This is a genomic window from Streptomyces sp. NPDC090106 (assembly GCF_044747265.1).
In the GTDB taxonomy this organism is placed as follows: Bacteria; Actinomycetota; Actinomycetes; order Streptomycetales; family Streptomycetaceae; genus Streptomyces.
Window position 1 is genome coordinate 144,473 of sequence record NZ_JBIVDS010000017.1, and the last position, 23,461, is coordinate 167,933.

Sequence of the window (23,461 nt, forward strand, 5' to 3'; positions counted from 1 at the left end):
GAGTGCTGTGCTGTGCAGATGACACAGGGCTCGAATCCGTACAGCCGTGCGTCCTTCCTCGGCATGCTGTCGCCTGAGGCGCGCACGGCGTTCAGCTGCCTCGGTACGCGACGCCGCTACGCCGGGGGAGACGTACTCATCCATGAGGGCGACCACGATCAGGAACTGGTCGTCCTCCACGAGGGCTTGGTGAAGGTGACCGCTCGGCTGGACCATGACCGGGAGTCACTCGTGGACATCTGGAGTGCAGGAGACGTCGTGGGCGAGAGGGCCGCAGTGGGCCTCGGACCGCGCTCGGCCACGGTCACGGCCTGCGGTGATGTGCTCGCCACTGTCATCCCGAGCCGTGAGCTCAGGGACTTTCTGCTCACTCATCCAGAGATGTCGCTGTCGCTCTACCGGATGGCATGCGGTCGGCTGAGTCGATCCGACCGTCTGCGACTCGAGCTGGGCAGATACCCGGTCCGGGTTCGGCTGGCACGCGTCCTCGTCGAGCTGGCGGAGTCGTGCGGGCGACCCGCAGGGACATTCAGGGGGCCCAATTGGAACAAGGTGTGCATCGATGTGGACTTGTCCCAGTCGGAGTTTGCCGCCCTTGCTGCGTCCACGACGGACACCGTGCACAAGGCCCTCGCTCACCTGCGCAGACGCAACATCATCACCACCGGTGACCGGAAGACCTCCGTTGAGGACATGGAACGCCTGCGCCAGGCAGCTGGGCTGAGTGCGACTCCCGGGAGCAGCGCAAGCAAACCGCACTAATACGGCTTGGACAGCCGTTCCCGCTCCTTCCGTCCACAGTTGGCGTGCACCGCACCCAACTCCTCCTGGAAGGTGGCGAGTTGTAGTGAAAGAGCTATCCCACCCCTGCCCGCCGAACGGCCTGACGCCTCGTCGTCTGTGCCTGGCCGCGGACGTGGAGCAGTACAGCCGTCTGGACACCCGCACGCAGTGCGTCGTCCAGTCCGAGCTGGTCCGGCTGCTCGACGAGGCAGCGGCATCGGCCGGGCTGGACCGGGCGACCTGGACGCGTCAGCCGCAGGGGGACCTGGAGTTCGCCGTCCTCCCTGAGCTCACGCCGGAAGGCGTCGTTCTCGGCCCCTTGGTTCACCATCTCGCCGCCCGCCTCGGCGAGCACAATGCCCGACCGGGCACTGTGCGGATCAGGCTGCGGCTGTCCGTGGACACCGGTGTGGCCTTGGACGCAGCGCTGGGGCACGCGGGCCCGGCCCCAGTCGCTGTGGCGCGCTACCTCGACGCGCCCCAGCTCCGCTCCGTACTCGCCAACCTCACCACCGCGCATCTCGCTGCCATTGTCTCGGACCGGCTGTACCAGGACGTCGTCCGGGCCGGGTGGCGAGACCTCGATCCTGCGCAGTACATGAGGGTCCACGTGCAGGTGAAGGAATTCGGCGGCTACGGCTGGATCCGAGTGCCGGGCCATGGCCCGGACGAGATGCGGTCGGCCCTGGCGAAGGCGCCGGGGCACAGGCCGGCGTCCCCGAACGAGGGCGACACACCCAGCCGGACGGCCCTGTCACAGCACGTCCACCAGGGGGCCGCCGTCGGCGGCGACGTCGTTGGTGGTCTCACGGTCGGCCTTCCCGTCCCGCCTCCACCGCCCGGCCCCTGGCCTGTGCGGTGAAGGCCCCCTCCGACGCCCCGCGTTGGCGCGAGCGGGGCGACAACCAGTGGGCGGACTACGGCGTGAACGTAGGCCATGCCGTGTACGGCGGTATCCACTTCCACGCGCCCGCCGCACGTTCCGGGCACCGGAACGCCATGCCTCACCCGGTCGGCAAAGCCTGGCACACGGCTGTGAAGTCAGCCCTGACCGACCTCGCACATGCCTGCGGCCGAGCCGCTGCTGCCCTGTCGTATCTCCGGTCCGACGCGGCCGGAAAGGAGGAGGCATGACCTCGACCGGACCCGGAACGGTCTTCGCTCGGATCGACCGCGAGGTCCTGGGACCGCCTGACGCCACACGACCGCCCCTCACGGTCCATGTCGGCCCGCAAGTGCTCTCGCTCTCCCTGGAAGAGAGCAGGGGCGCGCTGTATGGCCCGCGAAGGAACGCGGTGCTGGGCTCGGCCGTCTGGCGGCAGGCCGTCACCGATGCGCGGCGGGAACCCCGGGACGGCCATGGCTCCGGACGGCTGCTGGTCGTCTGGCTCGCCCTCCCGGGGCTGTACCGGAACCTGCACCGGATTCTGCGCCTCTGGCGCCGGCTGGATCAGGCGGATCTCGAGGCGGAGGCAGTCCTGGCCGTGCTGGCTGCCCTCGACACGATGGATCCGGACACCCCGGATGTGGGCCGCTGTCTGACCAAGGAGACGGTGAACCGGATGTGGGCCTACGCGAGGCGCGTCACGCGGGAGATCCCTGTCGTCGACATCCTTGCCTTGGCCGAGGCTCGGAAAACTACCGTTCCGTCGGAGGAGCGACCCACCCCGCCCGAAGGCTGGCATCTGCACATCACGCCACCGCCCCGCCGTGAAGGCCTCTACGCCACGATCTGCTTCGCCGAGCCGCGCCCTCGGCAAGGCGGTCGGCAGTCCGGTACCCGCCTGCCCGATCTGGTGTTCCGGGCTCGTCGGCACGAGGAGGCCGATCTCATCGGCACGCTTGTCCTGCGCCCTGCGGGAGCCCACCGGTGAGCGCGCGGTCCGGCCCGCCGGTCGGCTTCGCGGAGGCCTTCGACCTGCCCTTGGTCGTCGATCTGCGCACCGCCGCCCGCGCATTCGGGATCTGCCCTGCGACCGCCTACAAGCTGATCCGCCTCGGTGCCTTTCCCTGCCCCGTGATGCGGGTCGGTGGACGCTACCGCATTCCCACGGCCTACCTGTTGCGCACCCTCGGTATCGAGGAACGGCCGGTGTACGCCGTCCCGCTCGAGGACGACACGGTGTCCGCAGCCCAGTCCCACGACATCCACGCTCACGTATCGGAGGTTCGCGCATGATCACGTCACAGACGCTTCGACAGGAGTCCGACCAGCCGCTGAGGTGCTTCGTCGTCGGCCCCATCGGTGACTCGCATGCCGCGCACGGCAGCCCGGAGCGCGAGGCGTACGAGCATCACCTGCGCGTCTTCGAGCAGGTGATCGTCCCCGCCTGCGAGAAGTACGACATCAGTACCCTTCGCGCGGACGGCATCGCGCACGCCGGTGACATCAACGAGCAGATCTGCAGGTACGTCGTCGAATCCGACCTCGTCGTCGCGGACGTCAGCGGCGGCAACCCCAATGTGATGTACGAACTGGGACTGCGGCACATCACAGGCAAGCCGACGATCCATATAGGCGAGGTCGGTCAACTGCCCTTCGACATCGCGTCGATCAGGACGATCCACTACGAGCGGACGGGCAGCCATCTGGCCGGAGCGCGCAAGGAGATCGAGAGCGCCCTGGAGGCCGGGCTCCGGGAGGGCTTTGAACTCCTCACGCCGGCGCGGGTGCTGCGTGGACTCCAGGCCGGAGTCGGACCGGACCCCGCGTCCGAGACTGACGAGGGCGGAAAGAGGGAGGACGAGGATTCGCCTGGCCTGCTCGACGACTTCGCCGTGATCGAGGACGGGCTGGCCGAGATGGACGCCGACATGGAGGCGATCACGAAGACGATCGAGACGATCGGAGCGCTGACCGAACAGTCCAGTACCGAGATGGGCGATCTGAGCCAGGCGAACGCGCCCGCGAGCGCTCAACTCGCTGCCGTCGCCCGGTACGCGGAGACGATCAGTGCACCGGCGAGCGAACTCAACACCGTCGCCGCTGCGTTTGCGGAGCGGATGGTGACTCTGGACAGCGGGGTGCGGGCCGCGCTGGGGCTCATCGAGATGACGCCGCCCGACGAGCGTGGTGAGGGAACGGAGGAGTTCCTGGAACAGCTGATGTCCTTGGACGAGGCGGCCCAGGAGGGTCTGGCTCAGATCGGATCCTTCGGCACCTCGGCGGTCGGCATGCTTCGGGTCAGCCGGTACCTCCGCAAGCCGGTGAAGGAGATCTCCGGCGCAGTGAAGCAACTGACCTCCGCTATCTCGAGGATGGGGGAGTGGGCGGCCAAGGCCCGTGCGCTGGCGCATGGCACCACCGCATGACACTGCTTGGCAGGGACCCGGGCTTCCTCAGAGGCCCGGGTCCTGTGTCGTGGAGTCGGCCAGCGCCGCCGGATACTAGGCGAACTGCTGGCACCCGGCGGCCCCCTGCGCGACCGCGTCTCCGTGTATGTGATCGACAAGCCCAACTTTATCGCGGGCACACTCATCAACATCCTGCTCGAGGAACGGTTCCACGTCATGGAGCACGACACCGTCAGCAATGGCGTGGGCCGGCAGTTCGCACTGGACCTGGCCACCGAAGGGCCGCGCGCACTGGGCCGCGACGGCTTCGACCGCCTCATCGCCCTCGCCGTGCAGTTCTCCGCCAAGAAGAACTGCACGGGCGACCATGTCACGGTCGACGACTTGTGCACCGTCCTTCAACAGCCCTAGGCTTACGCCCGCCGCTGCGCGGTCCCCCCCCGGCGAAGAAGGCGACACAGCTCTGGGACATGCTGCGCGAGGCCCGCCCGGAGGCCGAGGCCTTCGCCCGCCAGCACCCGGCCGAGGCCACACCGACCGGAGAACATGGCCTGCTCGACGACACCACAGACCTCATCCACAGAGTCCGACAGCAGGGTGGGGCTGGCGAGTTGCTGCCGCCTGCACTTCTCCGTGCCCTCGTCAATGAGCGGTCAGGTCGACAGTCGCATGATGAAACCGCTTTTGTTAGAGCCAGTAAGGCCCACGGCGTCGTGATGCTCACTCCGTGACGGCTAGGCGGAGAAAGCCGCCCGACAGACCCATTCAGCGCTCCAGGCAGTGTCGCAGGATGAGTATCCGTCGCGATGTGACACTGCTCTGTTGCTGAAGGAATCACGCCGGTCAAAGGGCCAGGCAGCGACAGCAGCGGCGCGTCGTTCCCGGAACGGTTCTCGATCTAATGAACCCCAACCCACCCCGGGGAGACATCCTGTGCCGCAGTCCGTCTCGTCGAACGCAGTCCTCGACAGTATCCGCGACCACGCCAAAGGTGCATCGCGCAGGCACTGAACGAGCTCACGTCGATGCCTGTGGTTCATCGGTTGTCATCACTCGGTTCATTTGCCGCCACCGAGTCGATAGTCATGTTCACGCCGAACTCGGTGACGCTCGATCATCGAGCGTCGATTAACCAGGGGCTTCGCATCAGCAAGCCCTTACTCGCCTATGCGATTCAGCCATAGGGTCTGATGCACGATCGGGTGACATCTTGACTTGCCCCATCTCTGAGGTTCCAGTTCTGGTGGCTAAGAACTCCTAACGGAATGACTCTTTGGGGTTGGGTGCCCAATGTAATTTGTTGTCGGGGAGCATGGGGCGATGAATGTTGAGCGGCCGCTGCCGCGCGAGGTGAAGGTCATCGATTCGGCCTCGCTGTTCCGGCTGGAGGAGCGGGCGGAAGTCCTCTGCCTGAGCCAGCGATTGGATCCAACGTGGGTGCGGGCGAATGTGGCGCCCGACGGCACCCACTATCTGTGGCCGGCCCTGTGGCACACCCTGTCCCACCGCCCTGACGTTCCCGATCAAGTGCGGTGGGAACTGCTGATCGCTCTGCGTACGGGAGACCGCGTGGTGAGCTGGTTGGACGTCACCCCCGACGACTTCGTCCCGCTGCCGAAGGTGACCTCACGCGAAGAGGGAATGCAAGTCAGACAGCTTCTTGACCAAGCTTCGTCGGTCCGGGAATGGCTACTGGGAGAGGGTCAGAGATCGGGTCGGCTGTGACAGGCGTCGCCAGCAGATGAGTACGCATCCCAGGGTGAGGAAGGCTTCGTGAATGTCGTCGCGGATCTCCCAGCGGATCCGCAGGCGGCGGAACCAGTGCAGGTGGGCGAAGGCGCGCTCTACAACCCAGCGTTGAGTTCCGAGTCCGGAGCCGTGTTCGGTTCCGCGTCGCGCGATCAGTGGCTTCACGCCGAGCGCGCGGATGAGGTGGCGGTACTTGTCGTGGTCGTAGCCGCGGTCACCGAGCACGACGTCCGGGCGGCGCCGGGGTCGGCCGCGCTTGCCCCGCACGGGCGGCACTGCCTGGAGCAGCGGGATGAGCTGGGTGACGTCGTTGAGGTTGCCACCGGTCAGGGTGACCGCGAGCGGGATGCCGGTGGCGTCCGTGATCAGGTGGTGCCTACTGCCCGTCCTGCCCCGGTCAACAGGGCTTCGTCCCGTCTTGGGTCCCCTTTTAGCGCCCGGATGTGGGAGCCGTCGACCGCCGCCCGGGAGAGGTCCAAGGCGTCCGCACTGCGGAGCTTGGCCAAGAGCGCTTCGTGGAGCCGGGGCCACACGCCGGCTTCGGTCCACTCGGCCAGGCGTCGCCAGCACGTCATGTCCGAACCGAAGCCGAGTTCCTGCGGCAGGTGTTCCCAGGCGATCCCGGTATGCAGCACGAACAGGATGCCCCGGAACACCAGCCGGTCCGGATGACGCTTCCGCCCGGGATGACGAGTGCGACGTTCGATCTTCGGCAGTAGCGGCTCGATCACCGCCCACAGCTCGTCATCGACGTCCCACGGCTTCCGCCGAGCCACCCCACACCCCCAGATCGACCGCCCCGAAGTGATCCAACCACCTCAAAGATCATTCCGTTAGGAGTTCTTAGACCGTGTCCTACGTGGTGAGGCGGACGAGTCGCTTGTAACAGCACAGGGCTGCCGCGAGTCCGAGAAAGCCCAGGTAGTTGCGGGGGTTGCGCTCGTAGCGGGGGCTGAGCCTGCGGTAGCCGGACAGCCACGACATCGTGCGCTCGATCACCCATCTCCGACGCCCTAATCGTTCACTGGACTCGACCCCCTTGCGGGCAATACGCACGCCGATGTGTTTGCCCCACAACCATCTCCGCAGGTGGGGAACGTCGTAGGCCTTATCCGCGTGCAGCCGCTGCGGCTTGAAGTACCGTCCGCGGTAGGGGTCGTGTTGCGTTTGGTGGCCCTCGACCATGGGCTTCAGCCCTTCGCTGTCGTGGACGTTGCCGGCCGAGAGGCCGACGACGAGGGGCAGTCCGTTCGCGTCCGACAGGACGTGCATCTTGGAACCCGGCTTGCCCCGGTCCACGGGGCTCAGACCTGTGTGTTCGCCCCCTTTTTAGCCCGGACGTGGGCAGTGTCCAGTACGACGCGGGTGACGTCGATGAGGCCGGCATCGTCGAGGCGGTGCAGCACGGCTTCGTGCAGCCGTCCCCAGACTCCGGCTCTCGACCAGATCAGGAACCGTCGGTGGGCGGTCGACTTCGATATCCCGAAGCAAGGCGGTAGTTGGCGCCAGGCGCAACCGCTGACCAGTACATAGACGATCGCCGCGAACAGTGTCTCATCAGGCGTGTCCTGTGTCCCGCCGCCCTGCGGACGCACCCGTGACGGAGGGATCAGCGGCTTCGCGATCTCCCATAGCCCGTCCGGAACAATCCAACTCCACGTACCCCGCCCCATGAACGAACCAACGACCGCCTCACCACGTAGGACACGGTCTTAGCGGGACCCTGGCCCGGAAATGCCCCGGAACGGCTGATCGAAGGTGGGATAGCAGTGGGAGATATCAGGAGTAAGGGAGCGTTTCGACTCGCCGAGTAGTTTTGCTGCGAGAGGGGCGTCTGGCAGGCATCTTTCCTGGTCAGACGCCCCTTTTCCTTTGTCTAGAAGAAGCCGAGCTTCTGCGGAGAGTACGAGACGAGCAGGTTCTTCGTCTGCTGGTAGTGCTCCAGCATCATCTTGTGGGTCTCCCGGCCGATGCCGGACTGCTTGTAGCCGCCGAAGGCCGCGTGGGCCGGGTAGGCGTGGTAGCAGTTCGTCCAGACGCGGCCGGCCTGGATGGCGCGGCCCGCGCGGTACGCGGTGTTGATGTCGCGGGTCCACACGCCCGCGCCGAGGCCGTACAGGGTGTCGTTGGCGATCTTGATGGCGTCGTCGAAGTCGTCGAACGAGGCCACGGAGACGACCGGGCCGAAGATCTCCTCCTGGAAGATCCGCATACGGTTGTCGCCCTCGAAGATGGTCGGCTGGACGTAGTAGCCGCCCTTCAGCTCACCGTCGTGCTCGATGCGTTGTCCGCCGGTGAGGACCTTCGCGCCTTCCTGGCGGCCGATGTCGAGGTAGGAGAGGATCTTCTCCAGCTGGTCGTTGGACGCCTGGGCGCCGATCATCGTGTCGGTGTCGAGGGGGTGGCCGGGGACGATGAGTTCGGTGCGGGCCACGGCCGCCTCGACGAACTCGGCGTAGTTGCCCCGCTGGACGAGTGCCCGGGACGGACAGGTGCACACCTCGCCCTGGTTGAGGGCGAACATGGTGAAGCCTTCGAGGGCCTTGTCGCGGAAGTCGTCGTCGTGGGCCCACACGTCGTCGAAGAAGATGTTGGGCGACTTGCCGCCCAGCTCCAGCGTGACCGGCTTGATGTTCTCCGAGGCGTACTGCATGATCAGCCGCCCCGTGGTGGTCTCACCGGTGAACGCCACCTTGGCCACTCGCGGGCTGGACGCGAGCGGCTTGCCCGCCTCCACCCCGAAGCCGTTGACGATGTTGACCACGCCCGGCGGCAGCAGGTCCGCGATCAGGCTCATCCAGTAGTGGATGGACGCCGGTGTCTGCTCGGCCGGCTTGATGACGACCGCGTTGCCCGCCGCGAGCGCCGGCGCCAGCTTCCAGGTCGCCATCAGGATGGGGAAGTTCCACGGGATGATCTGCGCGACCACACCGAGCGGCTCGTGGAAGTGGTACGCCACCGTGTCGTCGTCGACCTCGCCCAGCGAGCCCTCCTGCGCGCGGATGGCGCCCGCGAAGTAACGGAAGTGGTCGATGGCCAGCGGGATGTCGGCGGCGAGGGTCTCCCGGACCGGCTTGCCGTTCTCCCAGCTCTCCGCGACGGCCAGCTTCTCCAGGTTCGCCTCCATGCGGTCGGCGATCTTCAGGAGGATGTCGGATCGCTCGGTCACCGACGTGCGCCCCCAGCCGGGGGCCGCCGCGTGCGCCGCGTCCAGCGCCCGCTCGACGTCCTCCGCCGTACCGCGCGCGATCTCCGTGAACGGCTGCCCGTTCACCGGCGACGGGTTCTCGAAGTACTGCCCGCGCACCGGCGGTACCCACTCGCCGCCGATGAAGTGGTCGTAGCGCGCCTGATAGGAGACGATCGCGCCCTCGGTGCCGGGCGCCGCGTAACGGGTCATGCTGGCCTGCCTCCTCCTAGCAGCGCTGCCCGCCGTTGGGCAGCTCTGCGCGTGAGGCTAGGAACGCGGACGTTGCAACTACGTTGCCTACCAGGGTCGTCCGCCCGGCACCGCCAGCTCCGCCTCCAGCGCCGCGAGCCGCGCGCGGACCGTCGGTGTCGGCCGCGTCGCCGCCAGCGCCCGCCACACCTCGAAGTCGTCCTCGCCCCACGGTGTGTGCGCCCAGTCCGCCAGCAGGTCCGGGTCACCGCGCGCGATGAGCGCCGTGCGCAGCCCGTCGGCGAGGCGGTGCCGCAGCCGGACCACCGCGGGTGCCGTGGAGGCGGGCAGCAGCGGGCCGCTGTACGCGGTCGCCGCGGCGGTGACCGCGCCGGTCTCCAGCCGCCGCTCCACCACCGCCACGTCCGACCCGACGGGCACGGTGAGCCGGTACGGGCGCGAGGCCAGCAGCCCCGGACCGAGGACGCGGCGCAGCCGGGCCAGCTCGGCGCGCAGCGTCACCGGGGTCACCGACTCGTCCTCGTAGAGCGCGCACAGGAGTTCGTCGCCGGTCAGGCCCTCCGGGTGGCGGGAGAGCAGGACGAGGATCTCGCTGTGCCGGCGGCTGAGCCGCACCGACCGGCCGCCGGTGCTGAGGCGTGCCTCGTCACGGCCCAGCGCGGTCAGCTCCGGGAGGTCCGCGGCCGGGGACTCCGGTGCCAGCAGCGCCAGATGGGACTCGGCGGCACGGGCCACCGCCTGCACGAGTCCCAGACTGTGCGGATGCGCCAGCCCGTTCCCGCCGGTGATGTCGACCGCACCGAGGACCCGCCCCGTCCGCGGGTCGTGCACGGGAGCTGCCGCGCACGTCCACGGCTGCACCTGACGGATGAAGTGCTCGGCGGCGAACACCTGCACCGGACGGCCCACGGCGACCGCCGTCCCGGGCGCGTTCGTCCCGACGGCGCTCTCCGCCCAGCGCGCGCCGGGCACGAAGTTCATCAGCCCCGCCTTGTGCCGGGTCGAGGCGTGGCCCTCGACCCAGAGCAGCCTGCCGTGCGCGTCGCACACCGCGAGCAGATGCTCGCCGTCGGCGGCGAACGTGCCCAGCAGCTCCCGGAAGAGCGGCATCACCCTGGACAGCGGGTGCTCCGCCCGGTACGCGCCCAGGTCACCGTCCATCAGCTCCACGCTGGCCGTCCCGTCGGGCCCGACCCCGGCCCGCGCCGAACGCCGCCACGAGTCGGCCACCACCGGCCGGACCGGTCTCGGCACGGTGCCGGCCTCGGTGAACGCCTCATGGGCCCGGCGCAGAATCCGGACCCGCTCGGCGGGATCGGCCCCCGGCTCCAGGGCCACCCACGGATCGGTCAACTCGGCCTCCCCGAACGGCGTTGACGTGGCGACGACGTGAACGCTGCCATCGTCACTCCGAGTACGTGCGCGGACAACCTCTTCGGCGCGGATCAGCCGAACGATGTCACTGTGCGAACCGTTCGACGAGCCGTAGGTACCGCGCCCAGTCCCAATACGGCCCGGGGTCGGTGTGGTCCGTGCCCGGGACCTCGTAGTGCCCGATGATGTGCTCCCGGTCCACGGGTATCCCGTGTCTGCCGCAGATCCCCGCGGTCAGCCGCGCCGACCGCTCGTAGAGGGCGTCCGTGAAGTAGCCGGGCTGGTCCACCCAGCCCTCGTGCTCGATGCCGATGCTGCGGGTGTTGTGATCCCAGTCGCCCGCGTGCCAGGCGATGTCCGCCTCGCGGACGCACTGCGCGAGGTTGCCGTCCCAGGAGCGGACGACGTAGTGGGCGGAGACCTCCTTGCTCGGGCCCAGGAAGACGCCCAGGGTCGTGCGGTAGGTCGTCTGCGTGACGTGGATGATCACGAGGTCGACGGGGTGGGACGCGGGGCGGTTCGCCGGGGTGTAGTTGGCGGGGCTCGCGGGTTCCCACTCGGCGTCCGGGTCGTCCACGGGGTGTGGGTCGGCTTCCGCGCGCCGGGCGGGCAGCAGCGCGTAGGGGACGACGGCGAGCGCGGCACCCCGCAGGACGCGTCGCCTGCTCGGGGGGAGGGACTTCACCGGCCCGGCTTCGCGGCCGGCTCGCGCACTTCACTCATGGGTGTTCCGCTCCGTTCTGTTGCTCCTGGTGTGCCTTGGCATGCCTTGGTCCTTGGTGTGCCTCACGCTACGGCGCCGGCCAGGTGGGCAGAAGGGGGTGCCGTGTTCCGGTGGACGGCCGCGGGGATGTGGACAACTCCCTCACCCACCAGGGTGATTCGCATCCGGAGCCCCGATGTCATGGAGTTCCGGAGTCCTGAAGTCCCCGAGTCAGGCCGCTCGTTCCGGCACGGCCGCGGGATCGTCCAGGACGGCCCGCACCACCGAGTGCGCGGCCCCCAGCAGAGGGCCCTCGGGCCCGAGCCGGGACACGGACACCGGGCAGGCCGGTCCCGCCGTGCGGCGCGCCAGTTCGGCCTCCAGCGAGGGCAGCAGCCAGGGCGCCAGCCCGGACAGCTCACCGCCGAGCACGACGCTCTCGGGGTCCAGCAGATTGACCGCCCCCGTCAGCGCGACCCCCAGGGCCCGTCCCGCGTCGCGCAGGGCCCGCCGTACGTTCTCGTCGCCCTCGGCGGCACGGGTGGCGAGCAGTCCGACGCGGTCACCGCCCGGTTCGAGGCCCGCCGCCCGCAACACCGCCTCCTCGCCGGCGTACTGCTCCAGGCAGCCGCGTCCGCCGCACGGGCACGCAGGTCCTTCCGGCTCCACCGGCACATGACCCAGCTCGCCCGCGAACCCCCGCCGCCCGCGCAGCAGTCCGCCCGCCACGACGAGCGCCGCGCCGATGCCGATCTCCGCCGACACGTGCAGGAAGTCCTGCGGGGTGGCGTCGCCGAGCCAGAGTTCCGCCAAGGCGCCGAAATTGGCCTCGTTGTCCACCGTCAGCGGATAGGCGGACGGCAGGAGGGCGCCGAGGTCGGTGTCGTGCCAGTCGAGGTTCGGGGCGCGCACGACGGTCCGGGCGTCGCGGGCCACCAGGCCCGGCACCGCCACCGCGAGTCCCGCGGGCCACAGGCCCTCGCCCTCCGCCTCGGCGACGACCCGGGCCACCAGCTCCGCGAGTTCACCGAGCACCGGCCCGGGGGAGCGGCCCCGGTTCCCGCCGTGCCGTACGGCCCTGGCACGGACCTGGCCGCGCAGATCGACCGCGCAGACCGCCAGATGGTCGACACCGACCTCGGCGCCTATCCCCGCCGGGCCGTGCCCGCTGACGGCGAGCGCGGAGCCGGGCCGGCCCACCCGGCCCGGCCGTTCGGGGCCGAGTTCCTCCAGCAGGCCGGCGCGTATCAGCTCGTCCACCAGGGTCGACACGGCGGCGCGCGTCAGCCCGATGCGGGAGGCGACGGCCGCACGGGACAGCGGTCCCTCGGCGCTGACGGTGTGCATCACCCGGGCCAGGTTGCGGCGGCGCATGCCCTGCTGGGTGTCGGGCAGCGCGCGCCCCGGTCCGGCCGGGTGCGACTCGTGCAGCGGTGCGGTCATGCCTCCGTCAGTCCTCAGTGGTCGGTGATCCGGCGGTCGGTGACCCGGGGGTCGGTCAGCGGGTCCGCGGCGCGCCTTCCAGCAGCGGAGCCGCGTCGGAGAGTACCCCGGAGATCCGCGCCATCGTCTCCTCGTCCCGCTCCACGGCGTCCAGTACGGGACCGGCCGTCGTGTTCCAGCGCCGGGCGACCGCCGCCGGGTCCTCGCCGGTCAGCAGGCCCGCGGCCTGGGCCGCCGCGCCGAGCGCGACCAGCTCCTTGGCCTCGGGGATCTGCACGGGACGGCCCGAGAGACGCCGCACGGTCTCCTGCCAGGCCCGGCCCCGGGCGCCGCCGCCGATCAGCAGCAGCGGTGCCGTACGGTCGGCGTCCTCGTCGAGGACCAGGTCGAGCGCTTCGAGCAGGGCGTGCACGGCACCGTCGTAGGACGCCTGGAGGAGCTGCCCGCCGGTGGTGTCGTGCCGCAGCCCGTAGAGCAGGCCGGAGGCGGCCGGGAGGGCCGGGGTGCGTTCGCCGTCCAGGTAGGGCAGGAGCGTGACGCCGGAAGAGGGTTCCACGGCCTCGCGGTCCAGGCCCAGCAGCGCGGCCACCCGGTCGACGGCCAGGGTGCAGTTCAGCGTGCACGCCAGCGGCAGCCAGTCACCGTGCGCGTCGGCGAAGCCCGCCACGGTGCCGGTCGGGTCGGCGGGGCGCCGCTTGGACACCGCGTACACCGTGCCCGATGTGCCGAGGCTCAGGACCGGGGTGCCGGGCCGCAGCCCGAGGCCCAGCGCGGCGGCGGCGTTGTCGCCGGTGCCGGGCGCGACCAGGGTGCCCTTGGAGAACGGCAGGTCATGGCTGTCGCGCACGGTGCCGGCGATCTCGCCGGGGCGCACCACCCGGGGGAGCAGAGCCGGGTCCAGGCCCACGTGGGCGAGGATCTCGTCGTCGTACGCCTCGGTCGCCGAGGCCCACCAGCCGGTGCCGGAGGCGTCGCCCCGGTCGGTGGTGTCCTGGCCGGTCAGGCGTTCGGTCAGGTAGTCGTGGGGGAGCCGGACGGCCCGGGTGGCGCGGATCGCCTCCGGCTCGTGCTCGGCGAGCCAGGCCCACTTGGTGACCGTGAAGGACGTGCTCGGCACGCTGCCGGTGCGCTCCGCCCATGCCTTGGGGCCGCCCAGCTCGTCGATCAGGCGCCTGGTCTGCGGCGCCGAGCGCACGTCGTTCCACAGCAGCGCCGGGCGGACCGGCTCGCCGCGCCCGTCCAGCGTCACCAGGCCGTGCTGCTGGCCGCCGATCGAGACGGCGGCGGCCTCGTACGCCGCGTCCCCGCACTGGCTCAGGGCCTCGCACAGGGCGTCCCACCACTGGCGCGGATCGCTCTCGCGACCGGCGCCGGCGGACACCGTGTGCGGCGCCTGGCCGCTGGCGACCACCCTGCCGGTCGACGCGTCGACGACCAGGGCCTTGGTGGACTGCGTGGACGTGTCCACGCCGACGACGAGCGGACCCTCGGCTGCTGACATCGGGTTTCTCCCTCATGTGCGGCAGATGACTCTCTCCGGAGCCATCTTGTCTCTTCCCTGAGACGCTCGGGCATACTAATTTGTAAACCGCCATGACGAAATAGTCGTGGCGCAGCAGTCGTCAGCCAGCGAGGAGCCGCGGCATGAACTACCAGCCCACCCCCGAGGACAGGTTCACCTTCGGCCTGTGGACCGTCGGCTGGCAGGGAAGGGACCCGTTCGGCGACGCCACGCGGCGGGCCCTCGACCCCGTCGAGACGGTGCAGCGCCTGTCCGAGCTCGGCGCCCACGGTGTGACCTTCCACGACGACGACCTGATCCCCTTCGGGTCCTCGGACAGTGAGCGCGAGGGGCACATCAAGCGTTTCCGCGAGGCCCTGGACGCCACCGGCATGAAGGTGCCGATGGCCACCACCAACCTCTTCACGCACCCCGTCTTCAAGGACGGCGCGTTCACCGCGAACGACCGCGACGTACGCCGCTACGCCCTGCGCAAGACCATCCGCAACATCGACCTCGCCGCCGAGCTGGGCGCCGAGACCTATGTCGCCTGGGGCGGCCGTGAGGGCGCCGAGTCCGGTGGCGCCAAGGACGTGCGTGTCGCCCTGGACCGCATGAAGGAGGCCTTCGACCTCCTCGGCGAGTACGTCACCGAGCAGGGCTACGACCTGAAGTTCGCGATCGAGCCCAAGCCGAACGAGCCGCGCGGCGACATCCTCCTGCCGACCGTCGGCCACGCGCTGGCGTTCATCGAGCGCCTGGAGCGCCCCGAGCTGTACGGCGTGAACCCCGAGGTCGGCCACGAGCAGATGGCCGGGCTCAACTTCCCGCACGGCATCGCGCAGGCCCTGTGGGCGGGCAAGCTCTTCCACATCGACCTCAACGGCCAGTCCGGCATCAAGTACGACCAGGACCTGCGCTTCGGCGCCGGTGACCTGCGGTCCGCCTTCTGGCTGGTCGACCTGCTGGAGAGCGCCGGCTACGCGGGCCCCAAGCACTTCGACTTCAAGCCGCCGCGCACCGAGGACCTCGACGGCGTCTGGGCGTCCGCCGCGGGCTGCATGCGCAACTACCTGATCCTCAAGGAGCGTGCGGCTGCCTTCCGCGCCGACCCGGCGGTCCAGGAAGCGCTGCGCGCCTCGCGTCTGGACGAGCTGGCGCAGTCCACGGCGGCCGACGGCCTCAAGGCGCTCCTCGCCGACCGTACGGCCTTCGAGGAGTTCGACGTCGAGGCCGCCGCCGCGCGCGGCATGGCCTTCGAGCAGCTCGACCAGCTGGCGATGGACCACCTGCTGGGCGCCCGCGGCTGACGCCACGCGCGCGTACGCGCGCCCGGCATCACACGCGCGTGCCGAGTCAGGCGGCCACGCGCGCGGGTGCCGGGTCGCACGACCCCCGTACGGAATGCGCCGGAATCATGCGGTCCATGGCATGAGTCCGTATCAACTTCCGTACGGGGGTCGCCTGCTGCCCGGTTCGCGGCGACTCTGGACGGTATGGCCATGCCGCCCGTACCGCCTCAGCCGCCGGACGACACGCCGCCCTACGGCGGCGGCTTCGGACCCCCTCCGGGGAGCGACGGACCGACCTCGTACGGAGCCTGGGAACCGCCCCCGCCGCCACCCGAAGGGCCGCGCCGGGGCCGCACCCCGCTTCTCTTCGTGCTGCTCGCCGTGCTCGCGGCCGGTGCCGCCGTCGCCGTCATCGTGCTGATGGGCTCCGGCGGCAGCGACGACTCGCCCGACGAGAAACCCGGCACGAGCACGAGTTCCTCGCCGAGCCCGTCGCTGAACCTGCCGAGCGAGCTGCCCACGGAGCTGCCGAGCAAGCTGCCGACCGCACTGCCCTCCCAGTTCCCCACGGAGCTGCCGAGCGAGTTCCCCAGTGAGATCCCGAGCGGCCTGGAATCACTGATCCCGGACTTCTAGGTCGTGTCCGCGCAGTCCCGCCTGCCCCGCGACGCCCGGCAGGAGCCGTCTCAGATACCGCGCGGGAGACGCACGTACGTCACGGTCGTCTCCACGCCGCTGTCCACCAGGCGGCCGTTCGCGTCGAACGCGCCCGTCCCGTCGGTCATCCCGAAGTCGTTGTCGTTGATCAGGGCGAGCGTGTCGTGGTCCACGCGCGCGACGCCCTCGATCTTGCCGGGCACGCCCGCGACCGTGCCCAGGTCGACGACCAGACGCTTCCCGAGCACCGGCACACCCTCGGCCGCCGGGTCGTCGAGCTGCTCCAGGGACGGGGACGTGGTGTCGTCGTCCCAGGCGCCGCCCAGGATGTTCGACGTGCGGTCCAGCCGGACGAGCTGGAGGCGCGCGGCCTTGTCGGTGCGCTCCTCGACGAGCAGCCGGTCACCGCCCACGGCGACCACCGAGGAGATCTTCAGCTCGGAGGTGTCGTCCTCGCCCGGGTCGACGACCTCCACCGGGTCGAAGCGGTAGGCGTACTCGGCGGTGACGGCCTTCTTCTTCGGCGAGAAGCGCAGCAGCCGCGTGGTGCGCGAGCCCTCGCCCGCGTCGGTGTCCGGGAGCGACAGAGGGCTCTGCACGGCCAGCACCAGATCCCCGTTCGGCAGCAGGGCGAGGCCCTCGAAGCCACGGTTGATCTTCCGGTGCAGCAGCACCGACGGCAGCGCCTCCACCACGGGATAGCCGGCCCCGGTGAGGTTCAGCCCCTCGGGCACGTACCGGGTGAGGACCTTCCCGCGCGCGGAGACGTGCACGAGCGAGGGCCCGTACTCGTCCACCAGCCAGAAGCTCCCGTCGGCGGCCCGCACGATGCCCTCGGTGTCCAGACCGTTCGGGTCGTACGACAGCGGCGTCTGCGCGTTGTAGTCGTACGGCGCCTCGTCGCGCGCCTGCTGGTTCGGCAGACCGGTGACGGCCTTGCCGGACGAGGTGGTGATCGGGATCGCGTCCAGGACCTTCACCGTGTCGCCGGACACCTTGATCTTCACGATCGCCGGGTCGAAGCCGGGCACGGGGAACGTGCGGCGCTTGGTGCCGGAGACCTTGATCTGCCCGTTGGGGCCCCGGTCCGTGACGGTCCAGAACTCGCCCTTGCGGCCCGCCGGGTAGATGTCGCTGCCGATGCCACCGAGGTCCACGCCCCGGTCGTCGCCGACGGTGCCCGGGAGCAGGCCGTTGCTGAACGTGCCCAGCGGGATGTCCCCGAGCGTCGCCGTGCGGACGACCTCGGCCTTCGCGGGGTGGGCGGAACTCCCGGCCGGGGCGCCCTCGGCGGGGGCCGCGGCCACGAGCGCGGCCAGCACGGCGAGGGGGACGCCCGTCGCGACGGAACGATGGACGCGGCGCCGGCCGGTGGCGTGCGGGGACATGCTGGCCTCCTGGGAACAACTGCTGTGACAGCGCACAGAGTTCGTTCCCCCGTCGAACGCCGGGCCACCGCAGGGTGAACGGGATGTGGCGGATACTCGTCGGGCACGGAGATCCCCGCTCCCGCAGCCCTCGAGCGCCCTCGGATCAGAGCTCCGCCGCCGCGGCCAGGGCCGTCGCCGGATCCTGCGCAGGGGCCCCCGCGGGCGTCCAATCGCCCTGCTCCGCACGGAACGGCCACCACCGGCCGTCGCGTCCCAGCCGCAGCTGGTACGGGGTCCCGACGACCGTCCAGCGAGCGTCCCGCGCGGACAGCGACGGCCGTTCGTCCTCGTCCCAGGCCGCGTCTATCGCGGCACGCGCGCGTGCGAGCTCCTCGCCCTCGACGGTCCGGTTCTCCTCCAGCACGGCCAGCGCCGCCGCGCCGCCCTGCCGCCAGGCGCGAACGGCCAGCGCCAGCTCCCGCGGCGTACGGCCCGATCCCGCCGCCAGCCGCTGGGCCACCGCGTCGTCGGTCACATCGTCCGCGCCGTCCGCGAGACGCACCGCGTCCTCGGCGAGACCCGGCTCCGGCTCCGGGTTCGTGGACGGCTGCGCGGGCGGATGGGCGGGCGGCTGGGCGCTCAGCGCCTCGGCCAGCAGCCGGTGCGCCCACGTCGCGGTCCGGGCGGCCAGGTACTCCAGGGCGACCGGATCGAGCCCGGCCGGGGGAGGCGTCTCGGTGTCCAGGGAAGGCGGTGTGCCGGGTTCCTCGGGGAGTTCCGGGAGGGCGGGAGGCGCGGGCAGCAGGGCCCCGGCCGCGAACGTCTCGGCGGCGTCGACGCCCTCCTCCTCCGCCCGTTCGGCCGGGTCGGCGGGCGCGGTGGTGCGGGCCTGGAGGTCGGCCAGCAGCTCCTGCTCGCCGCGTCCGCGCAGCAGGAGCAGCACGAAGGGGTCCTCGTCCAGCAGCCGCGCCACCTGGTAGCAGAGCGCCGCCGTGTGCCCGCAGTGGTCCCAGGCGCCGCAGTCGCACTCGGGCTCCAGCTCGCCCATGCCCGGCAGGAGGTCCACCCCCGCGGCGGCGGCGTCCTCGACGAGGTGCGGAGGCATGTCGCGGTCCAGGAGCGCCGCGATGTGCCCCGCACGCTCGACGGCCATGTCCAGGAAGCGGTCCCACTGCCCGGCCGACAGCTCCGCCAGCAGGACGTCCGCGCGGTGCGGCGTACGGTCGCGGTCCTGGACGACGGCCGTGAGGCGTCCCGGCCGCACCGTGACCGCTCCGACGGCACCCGCGCGGGCGAGCCTTCGGCCCGTCTTCACCTGCTGTGTGTCGAGCGCCGCGTCCTCCAGTGCCCGGAGCCACGCCTGGCCCCACCACGACCCCGCGAAACCCCTCCCCTGGGCGGGCGGCAACGCGGCGAACGTCCGCTCCGGCCCGTCGCCGTACCCGTTCCCGGCGTACCCGTTGCCGTCGTACCCGCTCATCGCGTACCCCCTCGCAGCTCGACCAGGTCGGCCAGTTCCGCGTCCGTCAGCTCCGTGAGAGCCGCCTCGCCCGCGCCGAGCACCGCGTCGGCCAGCTTCTGCTTGCGGCCGAGCAGCGCGGCGATGCGGTCCTCGACCGTCCCCTCCGCGATCAGCCGGTGCACCTGCACGGGCCGGTTCTGGCCGATTCGGTGGGCGCGGTCGGTGGCCTGCGCCTCGACGGCCGGGTTCCACCAGCGGTCGAAGTGCACGACGTGCTCGGCCCGGGTCAGGTTCAGGCCGGTGCCGGCCGCCTTCAGCGACAGCAGGAAGACCGGCACCTCGCCCTCCTGGAAGCGCCGCACCATCGCCTCGCGCTCCGCCACCGGCGTGCCGCCGTGCAGGAACTGCGAGGACACGCCCCGCGCGCCCAGGTGCCGTTCGACGAGACGGCCCATGCGCACGTACTGCGTGAAGACCAGCACGCCCGCCTCCTCGGCGAGGATCGTGTCGAGCAGCTCGTCCAGCAGCTCCAGCTTCCCCGAGCGGCCGGCGATCCTCGGCTCCTCCTCCTTGAGGAACTGCGCCGGGTGGTTGCAGATCTGCTTCAGCCCCGTCAGCAGCTTCACGATCAGACCGCGTCGCGCCATGCTGTCGGCCCCGGCGATCTCCGCGAGCGTCTCGCGCACCACGGCCTCGTACAGACCGGCCTGTTCGGGAGTGAGGGACACGGCACGGTCGGTCTCCGTCTTGGGAGGCAGCTCCGGGGCGATGCCCGGGTCCGACTTGCGGCGCCGCAGCAGGAACGGGCTCACGAGCCGGGACAGCCGCTCGGCGGCGCCCGGATCACGGCCGCCCTCGACCGGCTGCGCGTACCGCGCGCGGAAGGTGCCGAGACGGCCCAGCAGACCGGGCGTCGTCCAGTCGAGGATCGCCCACAGCTCCGACAGGTTGTTCTCCACCGGGGTACCGGTGAGCGCCACACGCGCGCGTGCCGGGATCGACCGCAGCTGACGTGCCGTCGCCGAGTACGGGTTCTTCACGTGCTGCGCCTCGTCCGCCACGACCATGCCCCACGCCGCCTCCGCCAGCCGCTCGGCGTCGAGCCGCATCGTGCCGTACGTGGTGAGCACGAACTCGCCGTCGCCCAGGGCGTCCAGATCACGGCGCGGCCCGTGGAAGCGCCGCACGCGCGTGCCCGGCGCGAACCGCTCGATCTCGCGCTGCCAGTTGCCCATGAGGGACGTCGGACACACCACGAGCGTGGGGCCCGCGCTCTCCGGGTCCTGCTGACGGTGCAGATGCAGGGCGATGAGGGTGATCGTCTTGCCGAGCCCCATGTCGTCGGCGAGACAGCAGCCGAGCCCCAGCGACGTCATCCGCGCCAGCCAGTCCAGGCCGCGCCGCTGGTAGTCCCGCAGGGTCGCCGCGAGGGCCTCGGGCTGCCCGACGGGCTCCCGCGCCCGGGGGTCCGCCAGGCGCTCCCGCAGTGCGGCCAGCCAGCCCGTCGGCTCCACGTCGACGCGGCGGCCGTCGACCTCGGTCGACCCGCTGAGCGCCGCCGATAGCGCGTCGATGGCCGTGACCTGATGGTCCTTGTGGGCGCGGGCCCGGCTCACCTCCTCCGGGTCGATCAGGACCCACTGGTCGCGCAGCCGTACGACGGGCCGGCTCGCCTCGGCCAGCCGGTCCAGCTCCGCGCGCGTGAGCTGCCGGCCGCCCAGCGTGAACCGCCAGTCGAACGCCAGCAACGCGTCCGCGGAGAGGAACGACGGCACGTCCGAGGAAGCTCTGGCAGAGGTGCCGTCCGGGTCCCGGGGCCGCTCGTCCGGCGGGCCGATCACCGCGCGCGCGGTGAGCTTGCGGGCCAGCTCCTTCGGCCAGTGGACGTCCAGGCCCGACGCGCCGAGGGCCCGCGCGCCGTGCGCGAGGAGGTCGGTGACCTCCTCGTCGGCGAGCTCGACGACGTCCGGGACCGCCGCCGACAGCAACGGCGCCAGGGGCGGCCAGGCGCGTGCCGCGCGGCGCAGCGCCAGCAGCGCGTCCATCCGCGCGCGGGGACCGAACCCGGCGTCGGCGCCGGCCCACACCGCGCCCGCGTCGGCGACCAGGCCGGGATCGCTGACGCTGTGCACCTGGAGGACGGCCCGGAAGGCGAGACCTGCGCCGTCGTCCGTGGCCGCCGTGAGGCCGGGCACCTCGACGCGCAGCGACAGCCGCACCCCGGCGTCGTGACCGGCGGCCACGTCGCCCGCCCAGGCGCGGTACTCCGGCACGTGCCGGGGCTCCGGCGCGGCGTAGGCGGGGCCGCCCGTCACCAGGTGCGCCGCCGGGGAACGGGGCAGGGCGTCCGCGACCGCGTCGAGGAACGCCCGCAGCAGCCGCTCGGGGTCGGGCAGCCGGAGCGGCCCGACGGCCTCACCGAGCGGTACGGCGTGCGCCTCGGGCGGCATCGCGGCGGCGAGGCCGCGCACGCGCTCCACGTCCTGGGGTCCGAGCGGGCCCATGCGCCAGGCGTCGTGGTCGCTCGCGGACAGGCCGGGCAGCAGCAGGCCGCGCGCCGCGAGCTGGAGGGCGTGCACGGCGGCCGTGCCCCAGAACACGGCCGCCGGGTGGCCGTCGGCGGCGGCACGCGCACGCGTGAGGACGGGCAGCGCCGCCCGCACCGGCAGCACGACGGCCCGCACCCGGACCACTTCGACCCGCCGCCCGACGGGTACCACGACGGACAGTTCCTCGACCGACCCGGCCGGGACGGGCGGGGGAGCGTCACCGGCGGGGTCCCAGAAGGCGACCCCGCCGGTGCGGGACGGGTCGCCGGGGACGAACACGGCGCAGCAACGGGCCAGTTGCGCGATCTCGGACGGGGTCGCCGCAGGGATCGTCGGCACAGGAACGCAGCACTCCTCAAACTTGACTACCTTGGGTGCGGTGGCCGACGGTACAGGACTCCCCGCGGCCGTCCGGCATGACCGGGCCGTGACCTGGGTCACGATGGAGTGAGGTGGGTATCCCGGTCCTGGGACGCCGAACCGGCCGCGAGGGCCCACCCGGTCCGGGGTCGAACCGGTCTCAGGGGCGCGTAAGGGTCGTTCCTCGGGGGCGACTCAGGGGCGTCTCAGGGTCGTGGTCCGGAACTGCGGGGAGCGCGGGGCCGTTTTCAGGGCAGAGAGCGGCAGTGGCCGCGAAGGAGGCGACACATGTCGAAGAAAGCGAAGATCGCCGCAGGAGGCGTGGCAGTCGGCATCTTGCTGCTGATCTGGCTGCCGTGGTGGGCCGCGCTCCTGATCGTCCTGGGAGTCCCGGCCGCCGCGTACCTCACGCTCGATCCGTCTCAGCGGCGCAGGCTGCGCCGTGTCTCCCGCAAGGAGCTCGGCCGCTGAGACGCGTCGGCCGGCGGACCGTCACGGGTCGGTCGGCCGGCGGGTGGCCCGAGAGGCGGAACGCCTCGGAGGGGTTGCCGGGGGTGGAGCGGTTCAGAGCGGCCGTACGGCCATCTTGTCGAGCGCTTCCAGCAGGCCCGGCAGTTCCGGCCCGCGGCCGACGGGCAAGACCTCGCCGGGTTCGTCGTCGAGGAGGACGAACGCGATGTCGTCGGTCCGGGCCACCAGCGACCAGCCCGGGCCGTCCGCGCGCAGGGTGCGGGCGTCGCCGGGTGCGAAGGAGGACCGGACCCGGCCGAGCGGCGGCGGGCTGTCCACGTAGCCACGCGCCTCCGCGAGGACGCGCCGGATGCCGCTGTGCCCCCTGGACTCGGCCTTCTCGCCGTCCTCGCCCCGCTCGCCGTCCGCGGTGGCTCCCGGCGCGGGGAAGTCCGCGTCGTCGATCTGCTCACGCCAGGTGGCCCACTGCACGGCTATCTCGTCGGCGCCGAGGCGGCGCTGGGCCGGTCCCCACGTGGTGGTGTCCGGCGGCGCGAGCGGCGGACCGTCCGCGACGTCCTCGGCGGGGTCGTGCGGCGCGGGGACCCCCGGTGCCGCGACGGCGACGGCCAGCGGCCAGCCGGGCAGCGCGGCCACGACCGTGCGCTCGTCCGGCGACAGGTCGTATTCCATGCCGCAGTCCCAGGACGCGATGGCGACCGCCACGAGGGACACGTCGTCGATGACGACGGTCCAGCGGGAACCGTCCCCGTCCTGGCCGAGCACCAGGCCGTAGCCGTCGGCCGCCGGCGCGAGGCCGAGCGCCGCGCAGGCCTCCGGATAGTCGTCGCCCAGCACGCTCGGGAACTTCGCCGGCGTCAGCAGCACCGCCGTGAGCACAAAGAGCGCCTCGTCCTCGGCGGCGACGGCGTCCTCGTCCGTCCCGGCCATCCCAGCCTCCCCATCGTTACACCCAACGGCGCGCACCCTAGTGCGCCCGGAAGGCGCTTGTCACGACTCCGCACCCCACCCGGAGCAGCGGTTTTCCGTCCGGACAGGGCGAAAAGACCGCAG

Annotated in this window: 21 protein-coding genes; 10 read left to right on the forward strand and 11 right to left on the reverse strand. The window is 71.4% G+C overall.

The features are described 5' to 3' along the window. Positions 1-18 precede the first annotated feature (18 nt). The 7 genes from ACIPSE_RS40385 to ACIPSE_RS40415 all read left to right on the forward strand — a co-directional run bounded on the left by ACIPSE_RS40385 (position 19) and on the right by ACIPSE_RS40415 (position 5,802). Complete coding sequence (locus ACIPSE_RS40385) at positions 19-762, forward strand: Crp/Fnr family transcriptional regulator (protein ID WP_401673367.1); 744 nt, start codon at positions 19-21, stop codon at positions 760-762. Positions 763-847: 85 nt separating this feature from the next. Next, positions 848-1,645, forward strand: a complete 798-nt coding sequence (locus tag ACIPSE_RS40390; protein WP_401673369.1) for a hypothetical protein — start codon at positions 848-850, stop codon at positions 1,643-1,645. A gap of 268 nt (positions 1,646-1,913) precedes the next feature. Further along, entirely contained in the window at positions 1,914-2,657 is a 744-nt protein-coding gene (locus ACIPSE_RS40395; protein ID WP_401673371.1) for a hypothetical protein, read from the forward strand. Beyond that, the gene (locus ACIPSE_RS40400; protein ID WP_401673373.1) at positions 2,654-2,962 is read left to right on the forward strand and encodes a helix-turn-helix domain-containing protein; all 309 of its coding nucleotides are present in this window, start codon (positions 2,654-2,656) and stop codon (positions 2,960-2,962) included. Before ACIPSE_RS40395 ends, ACIPSE_RS40400 begins: the two co-directional genes overlap by 4 nt. Continuing rightward, positions 2,959-4,095 carry a hypothetical protein gene (locus ACIPSE_RS40405; RefSeq protein WP_401673376.1) on the forward strand — a complete coding sequence of 379 codons (1,137 nt, stop codon included), beginning with the start codon at positions 2,959-2,961 and terminating at the stop codon, positions 4,093-4,095. Before ACIPSE_RS40400 ends, ACIPSE_RS40405 begins: the two co-directional genes overlap by 4 nt. 123 nt (positions 4,096-4,218) lie before the next feature. After that, a complete protein-coding gene (locus tag ACIPSE_RS40410; protein WP_401673378.1) occupies positions 4,219-4,488 on the forward strand; it encodes a hypothetical protein in 270 nt (89 codons plus the stop codon). Between the two features lie 909 nt (positions 4,489-5,397). Beyond that, positions 5,398-5,802, forward strand: a complete 405-nt coding sequence (locus ACIPSE_RS40415; RefSeq protein ID WP_401673380.1) for a hypothetical protein — start codon at positions 5,398-5,400, stop codon at positions 5,800-5,802. Here ACIPSE_RS40415 and ACIPSE_RS40420 read toward each other — a convergent pair. The 7 genes from ACIPSE_RS40420 to xylB all read right to left on the reverse strand — a co-directional run bounded on the left by ACIPSE_RS40420 (position 5,767) and on the right by xylB (position 14,247). Further along, positions 5,767-6,602, reverse strand: a protein-coding gene (locus tag ACIPSE_RS40420; protein WP_401673382.1) for an IS5 family transposase whose coding sequence is annotated in 2 segments (ribosomal slippage) — positions 5,767-6,257 and positions 6,257-6,602 — 837 coding nt in all. Because the reading frame shifts where the segments join, the coding sequence is not laid out codon by codon here. The genes ACIPSE_RS40415 and ACIPSE_RS40420 overlap by 36 nt on opposite strands. Before the next feature lie 79 nt (positions 6,603-6,681). Beyond that, positions 6,682-7,499 (reverse strand): IS5 family transposase gene (locus ACIPSE_RS40425; RefSeq protein ID WP_401673384.1). Its coding sequence is split into 2 segments (ribosomal slippage): positions 6,682-7,157 and positions 7,157-7,499, totalling 819 coding nucleotides; the frame shifts between segments, so codons are not numbered across the junction. A 203-nt stretch (positions 7,500-7,702) separates the two neighbouring features. Beyond that, entirely contained in the window at positions 7,703-9,226 is a 1,524-nt protein-coding gene (gene adh / locus ACIPSE_RS40430) for an aldehyde dehydrogenase (protein ID WP_401673386.1), read from the reverse strand. An 87-nt stretch (positions 9,227-9,313) separates the two neighbouring features. Beyond that, on the reverse strand, positions 9,314-10,579 hold the full coding sequence (locus ACIPSE_RS40435) for a GAF domain-containing protein (RefSeq protein WP_401673388.1): 1,266 nt from the start codon (positions 10,577-10,579) through the stop codon (positions 9,314-9,316). 106 nt (positions 10,580-10,685) lie between these two features. Next, positions 10,686-11,285, reverse strand: coding sequence for an N-acetylmuramoyl-L-alanine amidase (locus tag ACIPSE_RS40440; RefSeq protein ID WP_401673390.1), 600 nt, complete (start codon positions 11,283-11,285; stop codon positions 10,686-10,688). A 249-nt stretch (positions 11,286-11,534) separates the two neighbouring features. Continuing rightward, complete coding sequence (locus tag ACIPSE_RS40445; protein WP_401673392.1) at positions 11,535-12,746, reverse strand: ROK family protein; 1,212 nt, start codon at positions 12,744-12,746, stop codon at positions 11,535-11,537. 55 nt (positions 12,747-12,801) lie between these two features. Beyond that, complete coding sequence (gene xylB, locus ACIPSE_RS40450) at positions 12,802-14,247, reverse strand: xylulokinase (protein ID WP_401673394.1); 1,446 nt, start codon at positions 14,245-14,247, stop codon at positions 12,802-12,804. Between the two features lie 143 nt (positions 14,248-14,390). On the opposite strand from xylB, the gene xylA reads away from it, so the two are divergent. Together xylA and ACIPSE_RS40460 are read left to right on the forward strand one after the other, a co-directional pair. Then, positions 14,391-15,557 carry a xylose isomerase gene (gene xylA, locus ACIPSE_RS40455; RefSeq protein ID WP_401673396.1) on the forward strand — a complete coding sequence of 389 codons (1,167 nt, stop codon included), beginning with the start codon at positions 14,391-14,393 and terminating at the stop codon, positions 15,555-15,557. Positions 15,558-15,743: 186 nt separating this feature from the next. After that, positions 15,744-16,175, forward strand: a complete 432-nt coding sequence (locus ACIPSE_RS40460; RefSeq protein ID WP_401673399.1) for a hypothetical protein — start codon at positions 15,744-15,746, stop codon at positions 16,173-16,175. A 50-nt stretch (positions 16,176-16,225) separates the two neighbouring features. On the opposite strand, the gene ACIPSE_RS40465 is transcribed toward ACIPSE_RS40460, so the two are convergent. From ACIPSE_RS40465 to ACIPSE_RS40475, 3 genes are all read right to left on the reverse strand, one after another. After that, positions 16,226-17,584 (reverse strand): esterase-like activity of phytase family protein, encoded by a 1,359-nt coding sequence (locus ACIPSE_RS40465; RefSeq protein ID WP_401673401.1) that lies wholly within the window; start codon positions 17,582-17,584, stop codon positions 16,226-16,228. A gap of 145 nt (positions 17,585-17,729) precedes the next feature. Beyond that, on the reverse strand, positions 17,730-19,046 hold the full coding sequence (locus ACIPSE_RS40470; protein WP_401673404.1) for an SWF or SNF family helicase: 1,317 nt from the start codon (positions 19,044-19,046) through the stop codon (positions 17,730-17,732). Beyond that, positions 19,043-21,916, reverse strand: coding sequence for an SNF2-related protein (locus ACIPSE_RS40475; RefSeq protein ID WP_401673406.1), 2,874 nt, complete (start codon positions 21,914-21,916; stop codon positions 19,043-19,045). The genes ACIPSE_RS40470 and ACIPSE_RS40475 overlap by 4 nt, the downstream gene beginning before the upstream one ends. A gap of 309 nt (positions 21,917-22,225) precedes the next feature. Here ACIPSE_RS40475 and ACIPSE_RS40480 point away from each other — a divergent pair, with 309 nt between their 5' ends. Then, a complete protein-coding gene (locus tag ACIPSE_RS40480; RefSeq protein ID WP_401673408.1) occupies positions 22,226-22,408 on the forward strand; it encodes a hypothetical protein in 183 nt (60 codons plus the stop codon). Between the two features lie 93 nt (positions 22,409-22,501). Here ACIPSE_RS40480 and ACIPSE_RS40485 read toward each other — a convergent pair whose 3' ends face one another. After that, entirely contained in the window at positions 22,502-23,338 is an 837-nt protein-coding gene (locus tag ACIPSE_RS40485; protein ID WP_401673411.1) for a hypothetical protein, read from the reverse strand. Positions 23,339-23,461 lie beyond the last annotated feature (123 nt).

What these genes read in the sequence shown, in the direction of transcription:
- ACIPSE_RS40385 (WP_401673367.1), top strand. Translation starts at nt 19, where the DNA reads ATGACACAGGGCTCGAATCCGTACAGCCGTGCGTCCTTCCTCGGCATG.
- ACIPSE_RS40395 (WP_401673371.1), top strand. Translation starts at nt 1,914, where the DNA reads ATGACCTCGACCGGACCCGGAACGGTCTTCGCTCGGATCGACCGCGAG.
- ACIPSE_RS40405 (WP_401673376.1), top strand. Translation starts at nt 2,959, where the DNA reads ATGATCACGTCACAGACGCTTCGACAGGAGTCCGACCAGCCGCTGAGG.
- ACIPSE_RS40415 (WP_401673380.1), top strand. Translation starts at nt 5,398, where the DNA reads ATGAATGTTGAGCGGCCGCTGCCGCGCGAGGTGAAGGTCATCGATTCG.
- adh (WP_401673386.1), bottom strand. Translation starts at nt 9,226, where the DNA reads ATGACCCGTTACGCGGCGCCCGGCACCGAGGGCGCGATCGTCTCCTAT.
- ACIPSE_RS40445 (WP_401673392.1), bottom strand. Translation starts at nt 12,746, where the DNA reads ATGACCGCACCGCTGCACGAGTCGCACCCGGCCGGACCGGGGCGCGCG.
- xylB (WP_401673394.1), bottom strand. Translation starts at nt 14,247, where the DNA reads ATGTCAGCAGCCGAGGGTCCGCTCGTCGTCGGCGTGGACACGTCCACG.
- xylA (WP_401673396.1), top strand. Translation starts at nt 14,391, where the DNA reads ATGAACTACCAGCCCACCCCCGAGGACAGGTTCACCTTCGGCCTGTGG.
- ACIPSE_RS40460 (WP_401673399.1), top strand. Translation starts at nt 15,744, where the DNA reads ATGGCCATGCCGCCCGTACCGCCTCAGCCGCCGGACGACACGCCGCCC.
- ACIPSE_RS40465 (WP_401673401.1), bottom strand. Translation starts at nt 17,584, where the DNA reads ATGTCCCCGCACGCCACCGGCCGGCGCCGCGTCCATCGTTCCGTCGCG.
- ACIPSE_RS40470 (WP_401673404.1), bottom strand. Translation starts at nt 19,046, where the DNA reads ATGAGCGGGTACGACGGCAACGGGTACGCCGGGAACGGGTACGGCGAC.
- ACIPSE_RS40480 (WP_401673408.1), top strand. Translation starts at nt 22,226, where the DNA reads ATGTCGAAGAAAGCGAAGATCGCCGCAGGAGGCGTGGCAGTCGGCATC.
- ACIPSE_RS40485 (WP_401673411.1), bottom strand. Translation starts at nt 23,338, where the DNA reads ATGGCCGGGACGGACGAGGACGCCGTCGCCGCCGAGGACGAGGCGCTC.